Raw genomic sequence first — 18,037 nt, 5'->3', positions numbered from 1 at the left:
GGGGCCCACCTCATTGGTAGAAGCATGGAATCCTGACGCAGGAAACTCGGTACCCTAGATACATGCCCTCGCAGCGCCAGATCACCGTCCGCCGTGCCCCGAAGTTCGTCCCGTTCCTCGTGACAGGCGGACTCCTAGGCGCCATCGCGGCCGTCATCTTCGGCGTCGGGGGCGATCTGCCGGACGGCTACACGAATGAATCTGCCTTCGGATACTTCCTCGTCCTGTTCGTCGCGGTCGGCGTGCTGGTCGGTGGGGTCGCGGTGCTCATCGTCGATCGAATGAGCGTCAAGCGTGCTCGCCGCGCGACCGTGGAGGAGCTTCCCGAAGACGCAGAGGACGACGGCGCCGACTCCTGAGACGGGGCTCCTCCCGACCATGAGACAATTAGCCAGTGGTACGCGGTGACGGACTCCTCTCACTTGACCTAGACCCAGTCGACAAAGGCCCGAAGGACGCTTGTGGCGTCTTCGGTGTGTGGGCACCCGGCGAAGAGGTCGCCAAGCTCACCTACTACGGCCTGTATGCCCTGCAGCACCGCGGACAAGAGTCCGCGGGCATCGCCGCGAGCGATGGCACGCGCATCAGTGTGTACAAGGACATGGGCCTCGTCTCGCAGGTATTCGACGAGTCGACGCTCAACACGCTTACTGGGCACATCGCCGTCGGCCACTGCCGTTACTCGACCACTGGCGCTAGCCATTGGGCGAACGCGCAGCCAACCCTCGGCGCGACGGCCAACGGGACCGTCGCCCTCGCCCACAACGGCAACCTGACCAATACCGCCGAGCTCCGCGACATGATCGAAGAGCTCACGGGCGGCCACCTCACCGGCGAGATGAAGCAAGGCAACACCTCGGATACGGCGCTCGTCACGGCGCTGCTCGGGGGCGAGAAGGGCCAGACCCTCGAAGAGACCGCGATGGCGCTCCTGCCCAAGATCCGCGGCGGTTTCTGCTTCGTGTTCATGGACGAGGGGACTCTGTACGCGGCCCGCGACACGTACGGCGTCCGCCCCCTGTGCCTCGGCCGCCTCGAGCGCGGTTGGGTAGTCGCGTCCGAGCAGTCGGCGTTGGCAACTGTGGGAGCAAGCTTCATCCGCGAGATCGAGCCCGGCGAGTTCATCGCCATCGACGAGAAGGGCGTCCGCTCGCGGCACTTCGGCAAGCCCACTCCCGCGGGCTGCGTGTTCGAATACGTCTACCTCGCACGGCCCGACGCGAGCATCGCCGGGCGGTCCGTCTACGAATCGCGCGTCGAGATGGGTCGCCAGCTGGCTCGGGAGAACACCCACGAGGCCGACATCGTCATTCCGGTCCCCGAGTCAGGTACGCCGGCGGCCGTCGGCTACGCCGAAGAATCGGGCATCCCCTTCGCACACGGCTTCGTCAAGAACTCCTACGTGGGCCGGACGTTCATCCAGCCCTCGCAGACGCTGCGCCAGCTGGGCATCCGGCTCAAGCTCAATGCCCTGGAGTCGGTGATCCGAGGCAAGCGCGTCGTGGTCGTAGACGATTCGATCGTGCGTGGCAACACCCAGCGGGCGATTGTCCGCATGCTGCGGGAGGCCGGTGCCAAGGAGGTCCACGTCAAGATCTCCTCGCCGCCCGTCAAGTGGCCCTGCTTCTACGGCATTGATTTCGCTTCGCGCGCCGAGCTCATCGCAAACGGCGCCACTGTGGAGGAGATCTCCCAGGCGATCGGCGCCGACTCCCTCGGCTACATCTCGGAGGACGGGATGATTGCCGCGACCCAGCAGCCCCGCGAACGGCTCTGCACCGCGTGCTTCACCGGCACGTACCCGATCGAGCTTCCGAGCGCCGACAAGCTCGGCAAGAACCTCCTCGAGCGTGACGTCACGTCCGAGGCGACCGAAGCCGGAGCCACCGAGGATCCAGCAGACCGCCCAGGCGCGGCCGGCTGCGACCCGGGACCGGACTCAGAACTCGAACCCCTCCTGACCCCCGCCGACCGCGACGAGGCCAACGTATGACGAACTCCGCTTCCCAGCCCACTGCATCCCACGCCGCGACCGGCATCACCTACGCCGCCGCCGGCGTCGACGTCGAAGCCGGGGATCGCGCCGTCGAACTCATGAAGGACGCCGTCAAGGCGACTCACAGCGCCTCGGTGCTTGGCGGCGTCGGCGGATTCGCCGGGCTCTTCGACGTGAGCCGACTGCTTACCTACCGCCGGCCCCTGCTCGCGACGTCGACCGATGGCGTGGGCACCAAGGTCGCCATCGCCCAGGCGATGGACGTGCATGACACCATCGGCTTCGACCTTGTCGGCATGGTGGTGGACGACATCGTCGTAGTCGGCGCCGAGCCGCTCTACATGACTGACTACATCGCCTGTGGCAAGGTCGTTCCTGAACGGATCGCTGGCATCGTCCGCGGAATTGCCGCAGCATGTGCGCAGGCGGGCACGGCCCTTGTAGGCGGGGAGACGGCCGAGCACCCCGGCCTCCTCGGGCAGAATGAGTACGACGTCGCGGGCGCAGCAACGGGCGTCGTCGAGGCCGATGCGCTTCTGGGCCCGGAGCGGGTCAAGGCGGGGGATGTCGTGATCGGCATGGCCTCCTCGGGGATCCATTCAAACGGTTACTCCCTTGTGCGTCGGGTCATCAACCATGCCGGATGGGCGCTGGACCGCCAGGTCTCCGAACTCGGCCGGACCCTCGGCGAGGAACTGCTCGAGCCGACCCGCGTATACGCGGCGGACTGCCTCGACCTCGTCCGGACCCTCAACGGCAGCTCAGGTGGCACTGATCTTCCACTGCGTGGGTTCAGCCATGTCACGGGCGGTGGCCTTGCTGCCAACCTCGCCCGCGTGCTCCCCAAGGGCCTGCTCGCGACCGTCGACCGCTCGACGTGGGAACTCCCCGCGATCTTCAAGCTCGTCGCCGAACTCGGAAACGTCCCTCAGGCCGATCTCGAGCGAACGCTCAATCTGGGTGTCGGGATGGTAGCCATCGTCGCCCCCGACGCAGCCGACGCGGCCCTTGCTCGTCTCGCCGAGCGAGGCGTGCCCGCTTGGTCGATGGGCAGCGTGGGAACGGACGACGCCGGAGCCTCCTCGGCTGCCGACGCCTCCAGCGACCCCGATTACGTCCAAGGCGCGAAGGGTGTTGACGGCGGGGCTGTCCGCCTCGTCAACGCCTACGCCTGACCGTTTCGGGTACGCCAACCCCCGCCCCTGACCGTCTCGGGTACGCCAACTCCCTCCTTTGGTCGTTTCGGGTACACCAACCCACCTCCCTGACCATCTCGGGTACGCCAATCCACCTCTCTGGCCATCTCGGGTACGCGAACTCGCGAAGGATCTAACGCACGTAGCTGGCATTTCGGTCTGACCCACACAACACGATGGACGGGCGACCGGCGCCTCGCTGTTGAGCCGAGTTGGCGTACCCGAAACAACCCCGACGGGGAGTTGGCGTACCCGAAACGCGTCAGGTAGGCGTTATCTGTACCCGAAACGCCGGTGGGGGTGGTTACCTGTACCGGAAACGCCGGTGGGGGTGGTTATCTGTACCCGAAACGGTTTGGGGGGCAAGGTTTGGGGCGGGGTGGGGTTAGGTCAGAGGGCCGAGGCCAGGTCTTTTAGGGCATCGCCCACGTCCGAGCGCCAGCGCCAGTGGGCCCTGCTGTCTCCACGAGTCGGCCCCGCGTTGATGATCCCCACAGGTTTGCCGTCCCGAACGGCGTCCAGCACGAAGCGAAAGCCGCTCATCACCGCGAGGGATGAGCCCAGCACGAGGAGGCTTCGCGCCTGGGCGAGCATCGCCGTCGCCCGCTCCTTGCGTTCGATTGGCACGCTCTCGCCGAAGTAGACCACGTCCGGCTTGAGCTCGACCGAGCCGCACACGAGGCAACCGACCATGCGGAACCTGTCGACCCAAGCCTGCGGCAGCTCGACGTCGCCGTCGGGGTTCACCGTCTTGGGGTCGAGGCGCACGGCCTCGGCGTATCCCGGGTTTGCCTGGGCGAGCCGCTCGTCGAGGTTCGCGCGCCCCTCGACGTTGCCGCAGTTGAGGCAAACGACCTTGTCGAGGTCGCCGTGGAGCGTCACAAGGTTCCGCGAAGCCGCAGCGGCGTGCAGGCCGTCAACGTTCTGGGTCACGACGCCGAGCACAACGCCCCGAGCCTCCAGCTCAGCGAGGATCCGGTGAGCGGCATTCGGACACGCCCTGTCGATATGCCGCCAGCCCACGAAGCTGCGAGCCCAATACCGATGCCGCGCCGCCGGATCGTGGCGGAACTCCTGATAGGTCATCGGTCGATGCTTGCGCCACGACCCCTGGGTTCCGCGGTAATCCGGAATGCCGGAAGCGGTGGAGACACCGGCACCGGTCAAGGCCATGACTCCGCCGCTGTGCAGCATCGACAAGAGCCCAGACCGGGCCTCGGAAGGATCCTGTGGTTCGACAGTCTCGACGACTTCACGGGCTATAGATCGGAGCGCAGCCGCATGGGCTCGCGCTACCGCCGGATCAACCTCGCGATCAGCGACCTCGCTCATGAGCAGGGGTCAGCCGGTCTGTCGGGATTCCTCGTCGTCGTCCTCAAATTGATCCGCATACTTGTCCTCGTAGTCGGAGTAGTCCGGCTCGAGGTCGTCTGCGTCATGATGCGAGTGGCTGCTCGAAGCGCCGAGTTCGCGCTGAAGTGCCGCATAGTCAGTGTTCGGGCTGTAGTACTTGATGTCCCGAGCCTGCTTGGTTGCCTTAGCCTTTTGACGGCCGCGCCCCATGGCGTGACCCCCTCTTTTGCCTCGTCCCGGAGGTAGTCGCGAAGGCAGGCTCGCGAGGCCCCGGAGTCATTGATCAATTTGTCGTAGGTCTAGACTACATGTAATTGCGGCCGCCTGCGTATTCGCGAAGTGTGCGGCCCACGGCATGTGAGGGCTGGCGCGACGCTGGGCCCTCGGTCCTCGAGAGCACGTCAGAAGGGCACCATTCGGCATGGAGAGCGCGCAGGGTCAGTACGGCCACTCAGTGGCGGAACCGAGCGAGCCCATAACGCGCCGTCAGAACCGCATTCCCGAGCGTCCGCGGCGAGCCCCCCGCAGCTCCCGCCTCCCGGCCACAGCGTGGGGCAAGGTGCTCGGCGCAGGCGGCGGCGTCGTCGTTCTCCTGATCCTGTGGGCCTTGATCTCTTCGCTAAGCGCGAAAACCCAGACGGCGGTGACGGCGCCCGCGGCGGAGGGCCTGACCCCATCTGCGAACTACAAGACCGGCGACTGCTTCGCCAATTTCGACGCAGGCGCCGCGGCCAACCGGCTCGTCCCGTGCACTCAGGCGCATTCGGCCCAGCTAGTCGCGACGGCCATGTACGGCGCCGGGGATTCCTACCCCGGCAAGGACGCCCTTGAGCAGCGTGCCTCGGACCTCTGCCGGCAGACCCAGCTCACGCTCCCCCAGGACACCAGCATGCTTCGGCAGCGCAACGCGTTCCCGAGCCAGAGCAGTTGGTCAGCCGGGGACCGCCGCGTCGACTGCTTCGTGGAAAGCACCAAGGGCAACACGCTCACGGCAACCTTCCTCCCCTGACGAGGGCGGGATCCCGCCGCCGCTTTACAGGTCACGTCCCGCGGGCATGACTCGGGGGACGTGACCTGCAAAGCGCGGCCCCTGATGGGTGGCGTCAGGCCTCCTGAGACGCGGCCGCCTTCCGAGTAACGCTCAGGCCGCTCGTCGCGCCGCTGAGGTCCTGGAGGTCGACGGAGACGTCCGCGACATCGACGAGCACGGTATCGCCGTCGGTGATCTCCCCCGAGAGAAGCTCCCTCGCGAGCCGATCACCGATCTCGCGCTGGACGAGCCGCCGGAGCGGACGCGCGCCGTAAGCGGCGTCGTATCCGGTCATAGCGAGCCACGCACGGGCCCCATCGGTGACGTCGAGCGTGAGGCGCCGCTCGTGCAGCCGCCGCTGCAGCGAATCGACCTGGAGCTGCACAATCCGGGAGAGCTCGTCCACAGAGAGCGGCTCGAACATGATGACGTCGTCGAGCCGGTTGAGGAACTCCGGCTTGAACGAGGAGTGCACCACGCCCATGACCGCATCCCGCTTCGTGGCCTCGCTCAGATCAGGGTCCACGAGGAACTGGCTGCCGAGGTTCGAGGTCAGCACGAGGATGGTGTTGCGGAAGTCCACGGTGCGCCCCTGGCCGTCGGTGAGGCGGCCGTCGTCGAGCACCTGGAGCAGGATGTCGAACACCTCGGGGTGGGCCTTCTCGACCTCGTCGAGCAGAATCACCGAGTACGGCCGACGACGCACAGCCTCGGTGAGCTGGCCGCCCTCCTCGTAGCCGACGTATCCCGGAGGCGCCCCGACGAGCCGGGCGACCGCGTGCTTCTCGGAGTACTCACTCATGTCGATGCGCACCATAGCTCGCTCGTCGTCGAACAGGAAGTCCGCGAGGGCCTTTGCGAGCTCCGTCTTGCCGACGCCGGTCGGGCCGAGGAAGAGGAACGAGCCGGTGGGCCGGTTCGGATCGCTGATCCCAGCGCGGGCTCGGCGGACGGCGTCGGAGACAGCCTCGACGGCCTTCTTCTGCCCGATGAGCCGCTTGCCGAGCTCCTCCTCCATGTGGAGGAGCTTTTGGCTCTCGCCCTGGAGCATGCGTCCCGCCGGGATCCCGGTCCAGGCCGAGATCACCTCGGCAATATCGTCGGCGGTGACCTCCTCGGCCACCATCTTCGACTTCCCGCTCACCTGCTCCTCCGCGGCGGAAGCCTCCTTCAGCTCGCGCTCGAGCGTCGGGATCTCGCCGTAAAGGATGCGCGAGGCCTCCGCGAGGTCACCCTCGCGCTGCGCCTTGTCCGCGAGCGAGCGCAGCTCGTCGAGCTTTGCCTTGAGCTCTCCGACCCGGTTGAGCCCGGCCTTCTCCGCCTCCCAGCGGGAGTTGAGGGCCGCAAGCTCCTCCTTCTTGTTCGCCATGTCCTCGCGGATCGCGGCGAGCCTTTCGATCGAGCCTTCGTCGGTCTCGCCCTCGAGGGCGAGCTCCTCCATGGTGAGGCGGTCGACGGCGCGGCGCAGCTGGTCGATCTCCTCCGGCGCCGAGTCGATCTCCATGCGGAGGCGCGAGGCGGCTTCGTCGACGAGGTCGATGGCCTTGTCGGGAAGCTGGCGGCCCGAGATGTACCGGTTCGAGAGCGAGGCGGCCGCGACGAGCGCGGAATCGGCGATGGCCACCTTGTGGTGCGCCTCGTACCGCTCCTTGAGGCCGCGGAGGATCGCGATGGTGTCTTCGACGCTCGGCTCGCCCACGAAGACCTGCTGGAAGCGCCGCTCGAGGGCGGCGTCCTTCTCGATGTTCTCGCGGTACTCGTCAAGCGTGGTCGCGCCGATGAGCCGCAGCTCGCCGCGGGCGAGCATGGGCTTGAGCATGTTGCCGGCGTCCATCGAGGAATCCCCGGTCGCCCCCGCCCCGACGACGGTGTGGATCTCGTCGATGAAGGTGACGATCTGCCCCTCGGAACTGCGGATCTCCTCGAGGACCGCCTTGAGCCGTTCCTCGAATTCGCCGCGGTACTTCGCCCCGGCGACCATCGAGCCGAGGTCGAGCGCGATGAGGGTCTTGCCACGCAGGCTCTCCGGAACGTCGCCGGCCACGATGCGCTGGGCCAGGCCCTCGACGACGGCTGTCTTGCCCACGCCGGGCTCGCCGATCAGCACGGGGTTGTTCTTCGTGCGGCGCGAGAGGACCTGCACAACGCGTCGGATCTCGGAGTCGCGGCCGATCACCGGGTCGAGCTTGCCGGAACGGGCAATGGCAGTGAGGTCCGTGCCGTACTTCTCGAGGGACTGGAAGGTGTTCTCCGGGTCCGGGCTGTCGACCTTGCGGTCACCCCTCACCCCCGGGAGCGCCGCCTTGAGCGCCTCGAGGGTCGCCCCAGCATCCCGGAGCGCCTTGCCTGCCGCCCCGCCGTCGGCCGCAAGCCCCAGGAGGAGGTGCTCCGTCGAGACGAAGCTGTCCCCCATCTGCTCAGATTCCTGCTGGGCAGCGTGGATGACCTGCAGCCCCTGGCGGCTCAGCTGGGCCTGAGCCACGGTGCTGCCCGAGGTCGCGGGCATCGCCTTGATCGCGGTGCTAGCGGCGACGCTCACGGCGTCGGGATCGGCGCCGGTTGCCCTGAGGAGGGCGACGGCGACGCCATCCCGCTGGTCCATGAGGGCCTTGAGCAGGTGGGCCGGCTCGATCTGCGGGTTCCCGGCCGTCGAGGCGTTCATCGCTGCGGCCGAGAGCGCCTCCTGGCTCTTGGTGGTGAATTTGACGTCCAATGCGAGCTCCTTCCCCCTGCTACCGGACTTGAAATGCGCACTTCCTACTGAAGGGCATAGTTCTTACTTAGGTCAACGCACCTAAGTTGAGTGTACTCCGCTCAAGTCTCTCCGCACAACTCGAAGGGCCCTCGAGGGGGCCAGAATGGACCCCATGGCCATCCTCATCGACACGCCGATGTGGCCCGCGCACGGGACCGTCTTCGCCCACCTCGTCTCCGACACCTCCCTCGCCGAGCTGCATGCATTCGCCGCCGCTGCGGAGATTCCCGAGCGAGCCTTCGACGAAGACCACTACGACGTGCCGGAGCGGCGGCATGCCGACCTGGTCCGAAGGGGCGCGATCGCAGTCGACGGGAAGACGCTCACCCGCGCGCTCATCGCGTCTGGCCTGCGCGTCCCAGCCCGTGAGCGCGCAAAGGCGCTTATCACCCCGCTCGCGCAGCGGTGGGAGCGGGTCCTTCCGGGGAGGGAGGCGCTTGGCCGAGAGCTGGTCGGGCGGTGGTCCGAGCCGCACCGCCGGTACCACACAGGGGCCCACCTCTTCGCGGTCCTTGCTGCCCTCGAGGCGTTGGCCGACGCCGCCGCCCCACCCCGCGCCGTCGAACTTGCCGCTTGGTTCCACGACGCCGTCCATAGGGGCGCCGCGGGTCGCGACGAGGAGGACTCCGCGCTGCTCGCGGAAGCGCGGCTGCGCGACGCTGGCCTCGCGGCGGCGGAGGTGGACGAAGTGGCGCGGCTCGTCCGGCTCACTGCCGATCACCGGCCCGAGGCGTACGACGACGGCGGGCAGCTCCTGTGCGATGCGGACCTTTCGGTGCTGGGCCGGCAGCCGGCCGGCTACCGCCGGTACACCGAACAGGTGCGGGCCGAGTACGCGCACGTTCCCGACGAGATGTTCCGCGCGGGCCGCGCCGCCGTCCTCGATCAGCTCCTCGGCCTGGACCCGCTCTTCCACACCCGACGTGGACGCGAACTCTGGCTCGCGCAGGCGCACGCGAACCTGCGCGCGGAGCTCGCGCACCTCGGCGCTCCGGGGATCGGCCGCCCAGACTGACCCCTTAGGCTCCGCCAGCGCCCCGCTCGGCGCCGTCCCGCTCGGCGCCGTCACCCCACGCGGCGACCGATACGCGGACCGAGCTGTCACCGTCGGGCGCCATGTCGACGAGCGCAAAGTTGTCGAGGATCAGCCTGTCGCCGCGATGGACGCGGCGCTCGCCCTGAATGCTGATGTGTGGCCGGAAGCCGCGACCGGTGTGCTGGGGGCTGTGGATCCTTCCGACGCCAGCATCGAGCACTCCTGCGACCTCGGCGACGATCCGGTCGTGCAGAGCCTGGAGCCGGGGCTCTGGTTCGACGAGCGAAACTCGGACCCGGCCGCGGTAGCCGAAGTCGGCGTCATGCCCCACGACGATGGGGATCGGCGCGTCATCGAAGGCGATGGCCCGGCCCACGGCGTCGAGGGCAGCCACCCGGGGTGCGTCGAACCGCAGAAGGGTGACGTGGAGCGGCCAGTGGCGCTTGCCGAAGGGCACTCCGACCGCAGTGGGTTCGACGAACGCGACGACGACGAAGGCGCCCAGCGGGCCGACCGAAGCCGGGCCTGCGGGCGCCTCGTTTGCGTCCATGGACTAGTTCTGCGACGCCTCGGTCTTGACCGCCGAGATCTCGAACTCGAGCAAGATGCGGTCCGAGACGAGCACGCCGCCGGAGTCGAGGGCCGCGTTCCAGTTCACGCCGAAGTCCTTGCGGTCGATCCGGCGGGAACCCTCGAAGCCTGCGCGGAGGTTGCCGAACGGGTCCCGCTCAACTCCAATGAATTCGAGCGGGACGGCGATCTCCTTCGTGACGCCGCGGATCGTGAGGTCGCCGCTCACAATGAAGCTGTTCTCCTCCACCTGGTCGATCCGCTTGCTCACGAACGTGATATCGGGATAATGCGGGGCGTCGAAGAAGTCGTTGGTACGAAGGTGCTCGTCGCGCTGGGCGTTGCGCGTGTCGATGCTGGCGACCTTGATCGTGACGTTGACCGTCGAGGCCGTCGGGTCCTCGGCATCGACATTGATGATGCCCTCGACCTCGTTGAACGATCCGCGGACCTTCGTGACCATTGCGTGGCGGGTCGAGAATCCGAGGCGCGTGTGGGCTGGGTCGAAGCGCCATTCCCCCGCGTACGAAGGATCGATTTCCGGCATGTGGCCTCCTTAGTCGTACCCAACTTATAGCCGGAGAGGCTGGCTGTCACAAAGTGGGCTGCAACACAGCCGTGTTAGTACCCCTCGACTCCGGGGTATTAGAGGAGGTTCACCGGCTGTAGCTCGGCAGGAGGCTGTTCGACCGGACGATCCGCTTGCCGAGGGGGAACAGCGAAACCGGGATGAGCTTGATGTTCGCGACGGCGAGCGGGATTCCGACGATCGTCGCTGCCATGGCGATAGCCGTAGCGATGTGACCAATCGCGATCCAGATGCCTGCCACGAGCAGCCAGATGATATTGCCAAGGTCCGTCGCGACGCCCGGGCGCTCGTGCCGGTCCACGACCGTCCGGCCGAAGGGCCAGAGGGCGTAGGCGCCGATGCGGAACGAGGCGATTCCCCAGGGAATCGTGACGACGAGGAGGCAGCACACGATCCCGGCCAGGAAGTAACCGAGGGCGAGCACAAAGCCGCCGAAGACGAACCAGATCAGATTCAGCAGGGTCTTCATGGGTCCAGTCTGCCGGTGCTCCCTGACATTTGTCGTCACCGGCGACTGATTCATCACCCACGGATCAGCTGGGCCGGGTTCGCTCGGGACGCGACGAGGGCCGGATAGACGGCCGAAACTATCCCGCTGCCCAGCCCCAAGGCAATTCCCCAACCCGCGGCATACCACGGGACTGCAGGAGCCCACCCTTCGCTTCTCGCGTAAGCCAGAACCGCGGCCATCCCCACGGCGCCCCCGGCGGCGCCGCCTATGAGACCAACCATCGCGCCCTCGACGAGGAACATGCCCGCGACCGCCGCCCTCCGCATCCCCAGAGCGCGCCGGAGGGCAATCTCAGCCGTGCGGGCGAGGACCCCCAAGTACATCGTGGTGCCAGCACTCAGGCAGGCAATTGCGAGCAGGACAACCGAGACGACGGCGACGAGCCGCCCGAGGTCCTCGTTGACGCCGTGTTTGAGCTCGCGGAGGTCTGCCACGGTCTGAACCTTCACATCGCTCGTCTGGGCAGGGTTGAGCGCCTTGGGCAGGGCGTCGGCGAGCGCGGCCGGCATGCCGGGAACCGTTCGCAGGACCAAAGTTGCCGCGATCCGGTCAGTAACCGGATAGGAGCCGACGCCGACCACGACAGCTCCGCTCAGGACCGGATCCCGGCCCGGATCCTCGATGAGCCCCACCACGGGGACCGGCTCACCGAAGAGCCAGACGACGACGCCGGGGCCCGGCTTTGCGACCCCGAGCTGCCGCGCCGCATCCGCTCCGAGCAAGGCGACAGGGCCACCGAAGGAGTAGTCGAGAAGGGCCGCGTCCCCTTGGCTGACCTTTGCGCCTTGGATACGGAGATACTCGGAGTCCGTCACCCGCACCGCTCCACTGAACCCCGACTGAGCAGGGAACGATCCCGGGCGAAACGTCGAGGGCTGGACTACCGAGGCCGAGAGGTCCGCGACGACGCCCACTCCCCGGACGCCCGAGAGGCTCTTCGCACGGCTGATGTCAGCAGTGGCCTCGTCCCACGAGCCGTAGCCAGTTTCTCGGTTCGCCCGAACCTCGTCGTTCGCCGCGGCGTCGATCCTCGACGAGACCTTGACCGCTGCGCTCTCACTGAGCCCGATCGCCGCGACGAGCCCACCGCTGCCTAAAAGGAACGCGAGGACGAGGAGAAGTGCCTTGGCGGGGCGGACGGTGAGCGAGGAGAGGGAGTCGGCGATGGCGTCGGCGAATTCGTCACGTCTTCGGCGTACGAGGCGTCGATCCCGCACTGACTCGGGTGCCCGTCCCCCGTCGTCCTCTCCAGATCGGACCACGCTCCCCGTATCGCTGACTACGGTTCCGTCTCGCATCGTCACCACGCGATCCGCGGACGCAGCTATTGCGGGATCGTGGGTCACCAGGATGACCGTGGTTCCTTTGCGATGGAGTTCGCGCAGATGCCTCAGGACGATCTCCCCGTTGGCCGTGTCGAGGCTACCTGTGGGCTCGTCGGCAAGGACCACTTCGGGAGACCCGATCACCGCTCGGGCTATGGCGAGGCGCTGCCGTTCGCCGCCGGAGAGCAGGGATGCTGGGGTACCGGCACGATGGGCTAGTCCGAACCTCTCGAGCACGGGACCCACGAGGCGCTTCTGGACCGCGAGGCTGATCCCCCGTGCGCGCAGGCCGAGCACAGCATTGCGGGCAGCTGGGTCGCGCCCGACCATGTGGGAGTCCTGGAAGACGAATCCGAAGGTCTGTGCCCGTTCCTCGCTTCGCTGCTGCTCGCGGAGCAGTGCGACGTCGGTGCCGTGGATCCGATACGTCCCAGAGGTGGGCGTGTCCAGGACGCCGAGCACATTGAGAAGGGTCGACTTGCCCGAGCCGGATGGCCCAACGATCGCGACGAACTCCCCCTCGTGGATGTCCAGATCCACTCCGGCGAGGGCCTTCGCGCCCGGGAACTCGCGAGAGATGCCACGAAGGCTGAGGAGCGGCGCTGGTTCTGTGGCAGCCTTCTCGGCTGGCGAGCGCGCTTCCCTCAAGGGAGCCTCACTCGATCGCCCGGGGAAAGTCCCTCCACATCGGCCAATGCAGCCCAGCCCTCGGATTGGGCTGTGACCTTGATATCCACCCTCCTGAAGACCGCCCCTGACTCGACCTCAACGTACGCCTTCCCCGCCTCCTGACGGATGGCAATCAGCGGGACGGCGAGCGATTCGGCTGCCGGAGGGCCCGCTGTTACGGTCACGGACTGATTGGCCGCGAACCCCGCCGTACCGCTCGACACGGGCAGCACGATGTCCTTTCCCGGCACCGGGTTCTGGTTCGGATCCCCGTCCTTGAAGCCGCTGACCTGCGCCACCTTCACCTCCAGCGCCGCCGATCCTGCTCGGACAGTCACGGGAGTACCGGGAGCGAAGGAGTCGGCCTGCAGAAGGTCTGCGCGCGCCACGATCGTGTCGTCCGCGATCGTGACGCGGGCCACGATGCCGTCGTCGAGGATGGTCCCAGATTCGGAGATGGATGAGATCTTTCCTTTGTCTCCGGGGATCTGCACGAATTCGCGCCAATGAAACGCCACCGACGAAGGTGAATCGCCAGTTGGTGCCGTGCTCCGCGCCGCCGCGTAGAACTTGGACAGCGCTCGCTGGGTCGCGGCGTCGAACGTTCCCGTGGAAGGGCAGGCATAGCCGAGGGCAGCGAGGGCGGCCTGCAACCCGACCACGTCCGGCCCCTTGTCACCGTCGTTGATGTCCCGGTAGAGCGGGACGCGGCTTTGCAGGACCAACAGCGGCCGCCCGGATACGACGGCGAGGAGGTCGCCGGGGGTCACATCGTCGCCGACCGCTTTGGCGAGCGAAGTGACCACGAGTCGGTCGACGCCGGGCGTGGCACTCGCGCTCACCACCGTCTGGGCGCCTGCCACGACTTTCCCCGGAATGACCAACTGCTTCGCCACGGCTCGCCGTTCGACCGTAGCCGAAACCGGGACGGCAGCCGTGGTCGCCTGTTCCGGGTCCGCTCCTGCCGCGGTGACCGCTCCAGCCCAATACGCCCCGACAAGCCCACCTAAGACCACAACCGCGATGGTGGGGAGGAGCCACCATCGTGGCACCCGTCGCATCGCCGCTCCAAGCGCGGGATCAGAGCTTGGCATCCGAGAGCCTTAAGAGCTTCGCGTCCGGCGTCTCATTCAGCTTCGCATCGGCAATGCCGTGATCACGCAGGACCTGACGCGCCCGCTCCACGGCTGCTGCCTTTTGCTCGGCGAGCGCGTTGAGCTCGGCTTGATGGTCCTTCATCTGGGCGGCCTGGTACTGCGCGAGGATGTCGTACGGCGTCCTAGCGCCCCCGCTCGACTCCTTGCATTCGATGTCGAGGAGGGCCACGCGGATGTCGTCCTCCTTGCTGGCACCCGACGCGATGCCCCACGTGTCCACCACCGTCAGCCCTTTGCCTTCAACGCAGGCCTTCCATGCCTCCCGATAGCGGAGATACTCGGGGTCGCGTTCTGTCAGAACCTGGGCGGTCTGGTGGATCCGCTGCTGGATGGACGTGTCGCCGCCGAGTCCGGCAAGGAGCTCGGGAAAGCCTGCACGGTCGACTGACCGCGAGCACTGGGTGCCCGCCTCGTCGTCGGCGGCGCTCACCTGATATTCCCGGCCTTCAGTCAGGCCCGGAATCAGGCGAACCACCCGTTCGGTCCCGTTCTTAGCTGCCAGCCCCCGCGACCACTGCCCGTAGGTTTCGTCCTGAAGAACCGTCGTGTAACCGCGTGACGGACGGATGGCGCGCCCTTGAGCCTTTACACAATCCTCGATGAGATAGGCCACGGCCTCATTCACGAGGGTGTTCTCCCGATCCGAGTACCAGTACTTGTCCATGGGGAGGAAGACCTCCCCGGTGGCTTCGTTGAGAGAGGCGCGCGCATCTGCCGCGATGGTCCGATCTATGGCCGGCAGCTCTCCCAGAGATGGGGCAGGCGGTGCGGTCGGCCGGGGCGCACATCCCGCAGTTCCAAGTACAACCATCGCTAGCGCCAATGCCGTCGAAAACGCACGCGAAGGTGGCGCGACAGCCTGCTTCATCGATCTCTCCCGTTCCCGACCGCCGTAGAGGCGGTCGCCTAAGGAAAAGACTTGCACGATTGCAAATAGCTAAGTGTTAGAGAACGGCCTCGTCCGTGGCGTCAAGCGCCAAGCTCAGTACGGACGCTGGAGACCACGGAGGAGGGGGTTGAAGGTCAGCCCCGACGGGTGTTGGAAGCCGGAGCACCGGCCCGACGCGGACCACGGCGGCTCGGGGTCGAGGTCGGCGCGCCACCCTGTCCCGCGGAGCGAGTGGACGCGTGATGCGTCCCGGAGGTGTGCGAAGCCTTGGGCTTCGACTGCGCCCCAGAGGAAGGCTTCTTGGCAGCGGAACCCTGTGCAGGCTTGCCCTGCGCCGGGTTGCCCTGCATAGGCGCCTTGGCCTGAGTCGCGCGCCGCGTCGTCGTCCGCTGCGGCATCCCGCTCCGGCCCTCCGAAGTCCCCGCGCCCGAACCGCCGCGGCCACGCCGCGAGCGCTTGCGCTGGGCGTTCGCGCCGGTCGACGTCCCGCCGCCCTGGCGCGGCTGCTTCGCTGCGACGGCCGCCTCGCGCTCCGCTGGATCGACGTACTCCGCCGGCTCACCCACGAGATGGGCGACGGCGGCCGACGACGAGGTGACGGGCTGGAATTCGACCTTGACCCCCGCGTTGCGCAGGAGCTGCCGGACCTCCTGCTGCTGCTCGGGCAGCGCAACCGTGACGACTGCGCCCTCAGACCCAGCGCGAGCAGTTCGGCCCGAGCGGTGCAGGTATGACTTGTGCTCAGCCGGCGGATCGACGTGGACCACGAGCTCGACGTCGTCGACGTGGACACCCCGCGCGGCGACGTCGGTCGCGACGAGCACGCGCACGGCCCCCGACGAGAAATCGGCGAGGTTGCGGTCGCGCGCGTTCTGCGAGAGGTTGCCGTGGAGGTCGACCGCGGGGATGCCCGACTGCGTGAGCTGCTTCGCGAGGCGCTTCGCGTGGTGCTTGGTGCGCATGAAGAGCACGCGCCGCCCCCGGCCCGAGGCGAGTGCATGCACGAGGTTCTTCTTCGCGCCGGCGTCGGCAGCGACGAACACATGGTGCTCCATGGTCGTGACAGCGGCGCGGGCCTCATCCACCGAGTGGGTCAGAGGGTTGTGGAGGTAGCGCTTCACGAGCGCGTCCACACCGTTGTCCAGGGTCGCGGAGAAGAGGAGGCGCTGGGCGTCCTTCGGGGTCGCGTCGAGGAGGCGCCGAACAACCGGGAGGAAGCCGAGGTCAGCCATGTGGTCCGCCTCGTCGAGCACCGTGATCTGAACGTGGCCGAGGTCGATGAGCCGCTGACGCCCGAGATCCTCGAGGCGCCCCGGGCACGCGATGACGATGTCGACGCCCGCATTGAGCGCGCGCTCCTGGCGCATCTGGGAGACGCCCCCGTAGATGACCGTCGTCGTCAGCCCTGCGGCTTTGGCGAGCGGCTCAACCGTGGCGTTGATCTGGGTAGCGAGCTCGCGGGTCGGGGCGAGCACCAGGCCGAGCGGGCGGCGCGGGGCACGGACGACGGCGGCGCCGGCCGCGTCGAGGCGGGCCACGAGCGGGATCGCGAACGCAAGCGTCTTCCCGGACCCCGTGCGGCCTCGGCCGAGCACGTCACGGCCGGCAAGGGTGTCAGGCAGCGTCGCCGTCTGGATGGGGAACGGGGACTCGATGCCCTGGGCAGCGAGGGTGCGATCGAGGACGGCGGGCACGCCGAGCGAGGCGAAAGTGGGGGCAGGCATGGCTAAGGCATCTCCAGCATCGGATCTTCCCATGGGCCACGTCGGCGTCACGGGTTCGCCGAGGAAAGGAGCCGGGCCTCTGCTCCGCAGCGCACGAGCGTGCGGGTGGGCCTGTCAACGCGTTCATCGACGCTTGTTGGGCTTGAATAAGACCGTCAAGAAGAGCCCGGTCAGAACGCGCAACTTCCCTAGTCTATCAGGGCCGGCGCTGCAACCACCTCGCCCGTCGTCGTCCCATCTGGCCGGAGCATGACACCGACCCGCTTGACCGCGCGCAGCATCACGATGCTCTCGACAAGTTCGATCCCGGGAATGCGCTCCTGAAGCGCGAGTTCCGCTGTCATGACATCCGCTACAGTGCGGAGCCACATCATGATCGTGAAGTTGGTCTGGCCCGTCGTGGACGCGACGAGGCGCAAGTTCCGGAGGCCGCCGATCGCCGCGGCGGCCGACGCGTGCTGCCCGGGCGGCACCTTCGCGAGCCACTTGCATGCCACGGGATACCCGGCCCGTCCCTGCGCGACCTCGCATCGGAAAGAGAGCATGCCGCTGCTCACAACACGCGAGAGCTGACGGTGCGCCGTCGCCGGGCTCCGGCCCAGCTCACGCGAAATCTCCGCCGCGCTCGCCCTGCCGTTCCTCGCGAGGATCGGGAGGAGGTCGTAGCACCCGGCGGGCAGGCGGCCTCCGAATGGCTCGATCTGGGCGAGCTCCGAGAACGCAGCGATCTGGGCTCGGTCGAGGGCCGCGAGACGCCACGAATGGCCGCCTGAGTGGAGTCGCGTGCACAGATGCGTCTGCACTCGCCGGACGCCCGGGGCCTCGGCGATGAGCGGGAGGACGGTTTCGCTGCATTCGACGAGGGACTTCGCGAAGACTGTGAGGGCGAGGTCCGGGTGGCTCGCCCCGACGTCGATCGTCTGGACTTCCGGCATCGCGGCGAGCGCTGAGGTCGCGGCATCCCGCTCGCCCGGTGCACATTCCACGTCGACGAAGGCGAGGACCATCTCCGCCGGGTCGCCCTTGAGATGCGCCGTGATCCAGGCAAGGCCGGCCGAGCGGAGCCGCTCCCAACGGCGCGCGAGTGTGGCGGGGTGCGCGCCCAAGATCTCAGCCGCCTCGAGCCACGGCGCTCGCGGGGCGATCTGCAGGCCATGCAGGAGCGCGAGATCCTCCTCCGAGAACTCGACAACGGAGGAACTCCATGAAGGAAACCGCTGCTGTCCTGCGTCCACAT

General features: G+C 67.6%; 16 protein-coding genes. 5 read left to right on the top strand and 11 right to left on the bottom strand.

The annotated features are described in order from the left end of the window. The first annotated feature begins 62 nt into the window (after window positions 1-62). The 3 genes from L0M17_RS03145 to purM are packed head-to-tail and all read left to right on the top strand — an operon-like array spanning window position 63 to window position 3,171. Window positions 63-359 carry a hypothetical protein gene (locus L0M17_RS03145; protein ID WP_241051123.1) on the top strand — a complete coding sequence of 99 codons (297 nt, stop codon included), beginning with the start codon at window positions 63-65 and terminating at the stop codon, window positions 357-359. A 35-nt stretch (window positions 360-394) separates the two neighbouring features. Continuing rightward, a complete protein-coding gene (gene purF / locus L0M17_RS03140; protein ID WP_241051122.1) occupies window positions 395-1,993 on the top strand; it encodes an amidophosphoribosyltransferase in 1,599 nt (532 codons plus the stop codon). Further along, entirely contained in the window at window positions 1,990-3,171 is a 1,182-nt protein-coding gene (gene purM / locus L0M17_RS03135) for a phosphoribosylformylglycinamidine cyclo-ligase (protein WP_241051121.1), read from the top strand. Before purF ends, purM begins: the two co-directional genes overlap by 4 nt. 411 nt (window positions 3,172-3,582) lie before the next feature. On the opposite strand, the gene L0M17_RS03130 is transcribed toward purM, so the two are convergent. Together L0M17_RS03130 and L0M17_RS03125 are read right to left on the bottom strand one after the other, a co-directional pair. After that, a complete protein-coding gene (locus L0M17_RS03130; protein WP_241051119.1) occupies window positions 3,583-4,524 on the bottom strand; it encodes a Sir2 family NAD-dependent protein deacetylase in 942 nt (313 codons plus the stop codon). Between the two features lie 9 nt (window positions 4,525-4,533). Further along, window positions 4,534-4,755, bottom strand: a complete 222-nt coding sequence (locus L0M17_RS03125) for a DUF3073 domain-containing protein (protein WP_241051118.1) — start codon at window positions 4,753-4,755, stop codon at window positions 4,534-4,536. 211 nt (window positions 4,756-4,966) lie between these two features. Here L0M17_RS03125 and L0M17_RS03120 point away from each other — a divergent pair, with 211 nt between their 5' ends. Further along, window positions 4,967-5,554, top strand: coding sequence for a septum formation family protein (locus L0M17_RS03120; protein ID WP_241051116.1), 588 nt, complete (start codon window positions 4,967-4,969; stop codon window positions 5,552-5,554). A gap of 94 nt (window positions 5,555-5,648) precedes the next feature. On the opposite strand, the gene clpB is transcribed toward L0M17_RS03120, so the two are convergent. Beyond that, window positions 5,649-8,288: an ATP-dependent chaperone ClpB gene (clpB, locus tag L0M17_RS03115; protein WP_241051114.1), complete on the bottom strand. Its 2,640-nt coding sequence runs from the start codon at window positions 8,286-8,288 to the stop codon at window positions 5,649-5,651. 154 nt (window positions 8,289-8,442) lie between these two features. Between clpB and L0M17_RS03110 the strand changes: the two genes are divergently transcribed. Further along, the gene (locus L0M17_RS03110) at window positions 8,443-9,345 is read left to right on the top strand and encodes a DUF4031 domain-containing protein (protein WP_241051112.1); all 903 of its coding nucleotides are present in this window, start codon (window positions 8,443-8,445) and stop codon (window positions 9,343-9,345) included. A gap of 4 nt (window positions 9,346-9,349) precedes the next feature. Here L0M17_RS03110 and L0M17_RS03105 read toward each other — a convergent pair whose 3' ends face one another. The 8 genes from L0M17_RS03105 to L0M17_RS03070 form a co-directional block, all read right to left on the bottom strand. Further along, window positions 9,350-9,916: a 2'-5' RNA ligase family protein gene (locus L0M17_RS03105; protein WP_241051110.1), complete on the bottom strand. Its 567-nt coding sequence runs from the start codon at window positions 9,914-9,916 to the stop codon at window positions 9,350-9,352. A 3-nt stretch (window positions 9,917-9,919) separates the two neighbouring features. After that, the gene (locus tag L0M17_RS03100; protein ID WP_241051109.1) at window positions 9,920-10,483 is read right to left on the bottom strand and encodes a YceI family protein; all 564 of its coding nucleotides are present in this window, start codon (window positions 10,481-10,483) and stop codon (window positions 9,920-9,922) included. Window positions 10,484-10,592: 109 nt separating this feature from the next. Continuing rightward, the gene (locus tag L0M17_RS03095) at window positions 10,593-10,994 is read right to left on the bottom strand and encodes a YccF domain-containing protein (RefSeq protein WP_241051107.1); all 402 of its coding nucleotides are present in this window, start codon (window positions 10,992-10,994) and stop codon (window positions 10,593-10,595) included. Between the two features lie 53 nt (window positions 10,995-11,047). After that, on the bottom strand, window positions 11,048-13,009 hold the full coding sequence (locus tag L0M17_RS03090) for an ATP-binding cassette domain-containing protein (protein WP_241051105.1): 1,962 nt from the start codon (window positions 13,007-13,009) through the stop codon (window positions 11,048-11,050). Further along, a complete protein-coding gene (locus tag L0M17_RS03085; protein ID WP_241051103.1) occupies window positions 13,006-14,124 on the bottom strand; it encodes an efflux RND transporter periplasmic adaptor subunit in 1,119 nt (372 codons plus the stop codon). The genes L0M17_RS03090 and L0M17_RS03085 overlap by 4 nt, the downstream gene beginning before the upstream one ends. Further along, on the bottom strand, window positions 14,111-15,055 hold the full coding sequence (locus L0M17_RS03080) for a hypothetical protein (protein ID WP_241051101.1): 945 nt from the start codon (window positions 15,053-15,055) through the stop codon (window positions 14,111-14,113). Before L0M17_RS03080 ends, L0M17_RS03085 begins: the two co-directional genes overlap by 14 nt. 155 nt (window positions 15,056-15,210) lie before the next feature. Next, window positions 15,211-16,800 carry a DEAD/DEAH box helicase gene (locus L0M17_RS03075; protein ID WP_241051099.1) on the bottom strand — a complete coding sequence of 530 codons (1,590 nt, stop codon included), beginning with the start codon at window positions 16,798-16,800 and terminating at the stop codon, window positions 15,211-15,213. Window positions 16,801-16,988: 188 nt separating this feature from the next. Then, window positions 16,989-18,035: an Lrp/AsnC family transcriptional regulator gene (locus L0M17_RS03070; RefSeq protein ID WP_241051097.1), complete on the bottom strand. Its 1,047-nt coding sequence runs from the start codon at window positions 18,033-18,035 to the stop codon at window positions 16,989-16,991. Between the last annotated feature and the right edge of the window lie 2 nt (window positions 18,036-18,037).

It is taken from the genome of Sinomonas terrae, assembly GCF_022539255.1.
GTDB classification, from domain to species: Bacteria; Actinomycetota; Actinomycetes; order Actinomycetales; family Micrococcaceae; genus Sinomonas; species Sinomonas terrae.
The sequence above is the reverse complement of the archived record's forward strand: the minus strand, read 5'-3'. Positions and strand labels throughout refer to the sequence as shown.

Bases quoted from the DNA above. Each gene is read 5' to 3' on its own strand.
- L0M17_RS03145 (WP_241051123.1), top strand. From the start codon at position 63: ATGCCCTCGCAGCGCCAGATCACCGTCCGCCGTGCCCCGAAGTTCGTC.
- purM (WP_241051121.1), top strand. From the start codon at position 1,990: ATGACGAACTCCGCTTCCCAGCCCACTGCATCCCACGCCGCGACCGGC.
- L0M17_RS03130 (WP_241051119.1), bottom strand. From the start codon at position 4,524: ATGAGCGAGGTCGCTGATCGCGAGGTTGATCCGGCGGTAGCGCGAGCC.
- L0M17_RS03125 (WP_241051118.1), bottom strand. From the start codon at position 4,755: ATGGGGCGCGGCCGTCAAAAGGCTAAGGCAACCAAGCAGGCTCGGGAC.
- L0M17_RS03120 (WP_241051116.1), top strand. From the start codon at position 4,967: ATGGAGAGCGCGCAGGGTCAGTACGGCCACTCAGTGGCGGAACCGAGC.
- L0M17_RS03110 (WP_241051112.1), top strand. From the start codon at position 8,443: ATGGCCATCCTCATCGACACGCCGATGTGGCCCGCGCACGGGACCGTC.
- L0M17_RS03105 (WP_241051110.1), bottom strand. From the start codon at position 9,916: ATGGACGCAAACGAGGCGCCCGCAGGCCCGGCTTCGGTCGGCCCGCTG.
- L0M17_RS03100 (WP_241051109.1), bottom strand. From the start codon at position 10,483: ATGCCGGAAATCGATCCTTCGTACGCGGGGGAATGGCGCTTCGACCCA.
- L0M17_RS03095 (WP_241051107.1), bottom strand. From the start codon at position 10,994: ATGAAGACCCTGCTGAATCTGATCTGGTTCGTCTTCGGCGGCTTTGTG.
- L0M17_RS03085 (WP_241051103.1), bottom strand. From the start codon at position 14,124: ATGCCAAGCTCTGATCCCGCGCTTGGAGCGGCGATGCGACGGGTGCCA.
- L0M17_RS03080 (WP_241051101.1), bottom strand. From the start codon at position 15,055: ATGAAGCAGGCTGTCGCGCCACCTTCGCGTGCGTTTTCGACGGCATTG.
- L0M17_RS03075 (WP_241051099.1), bottom strand. From the start codon at position 16,800: ATGCCTGCCCCCACTTTCGCCTCGCTCGGCGTGCCCGCCGTCCTCGAT.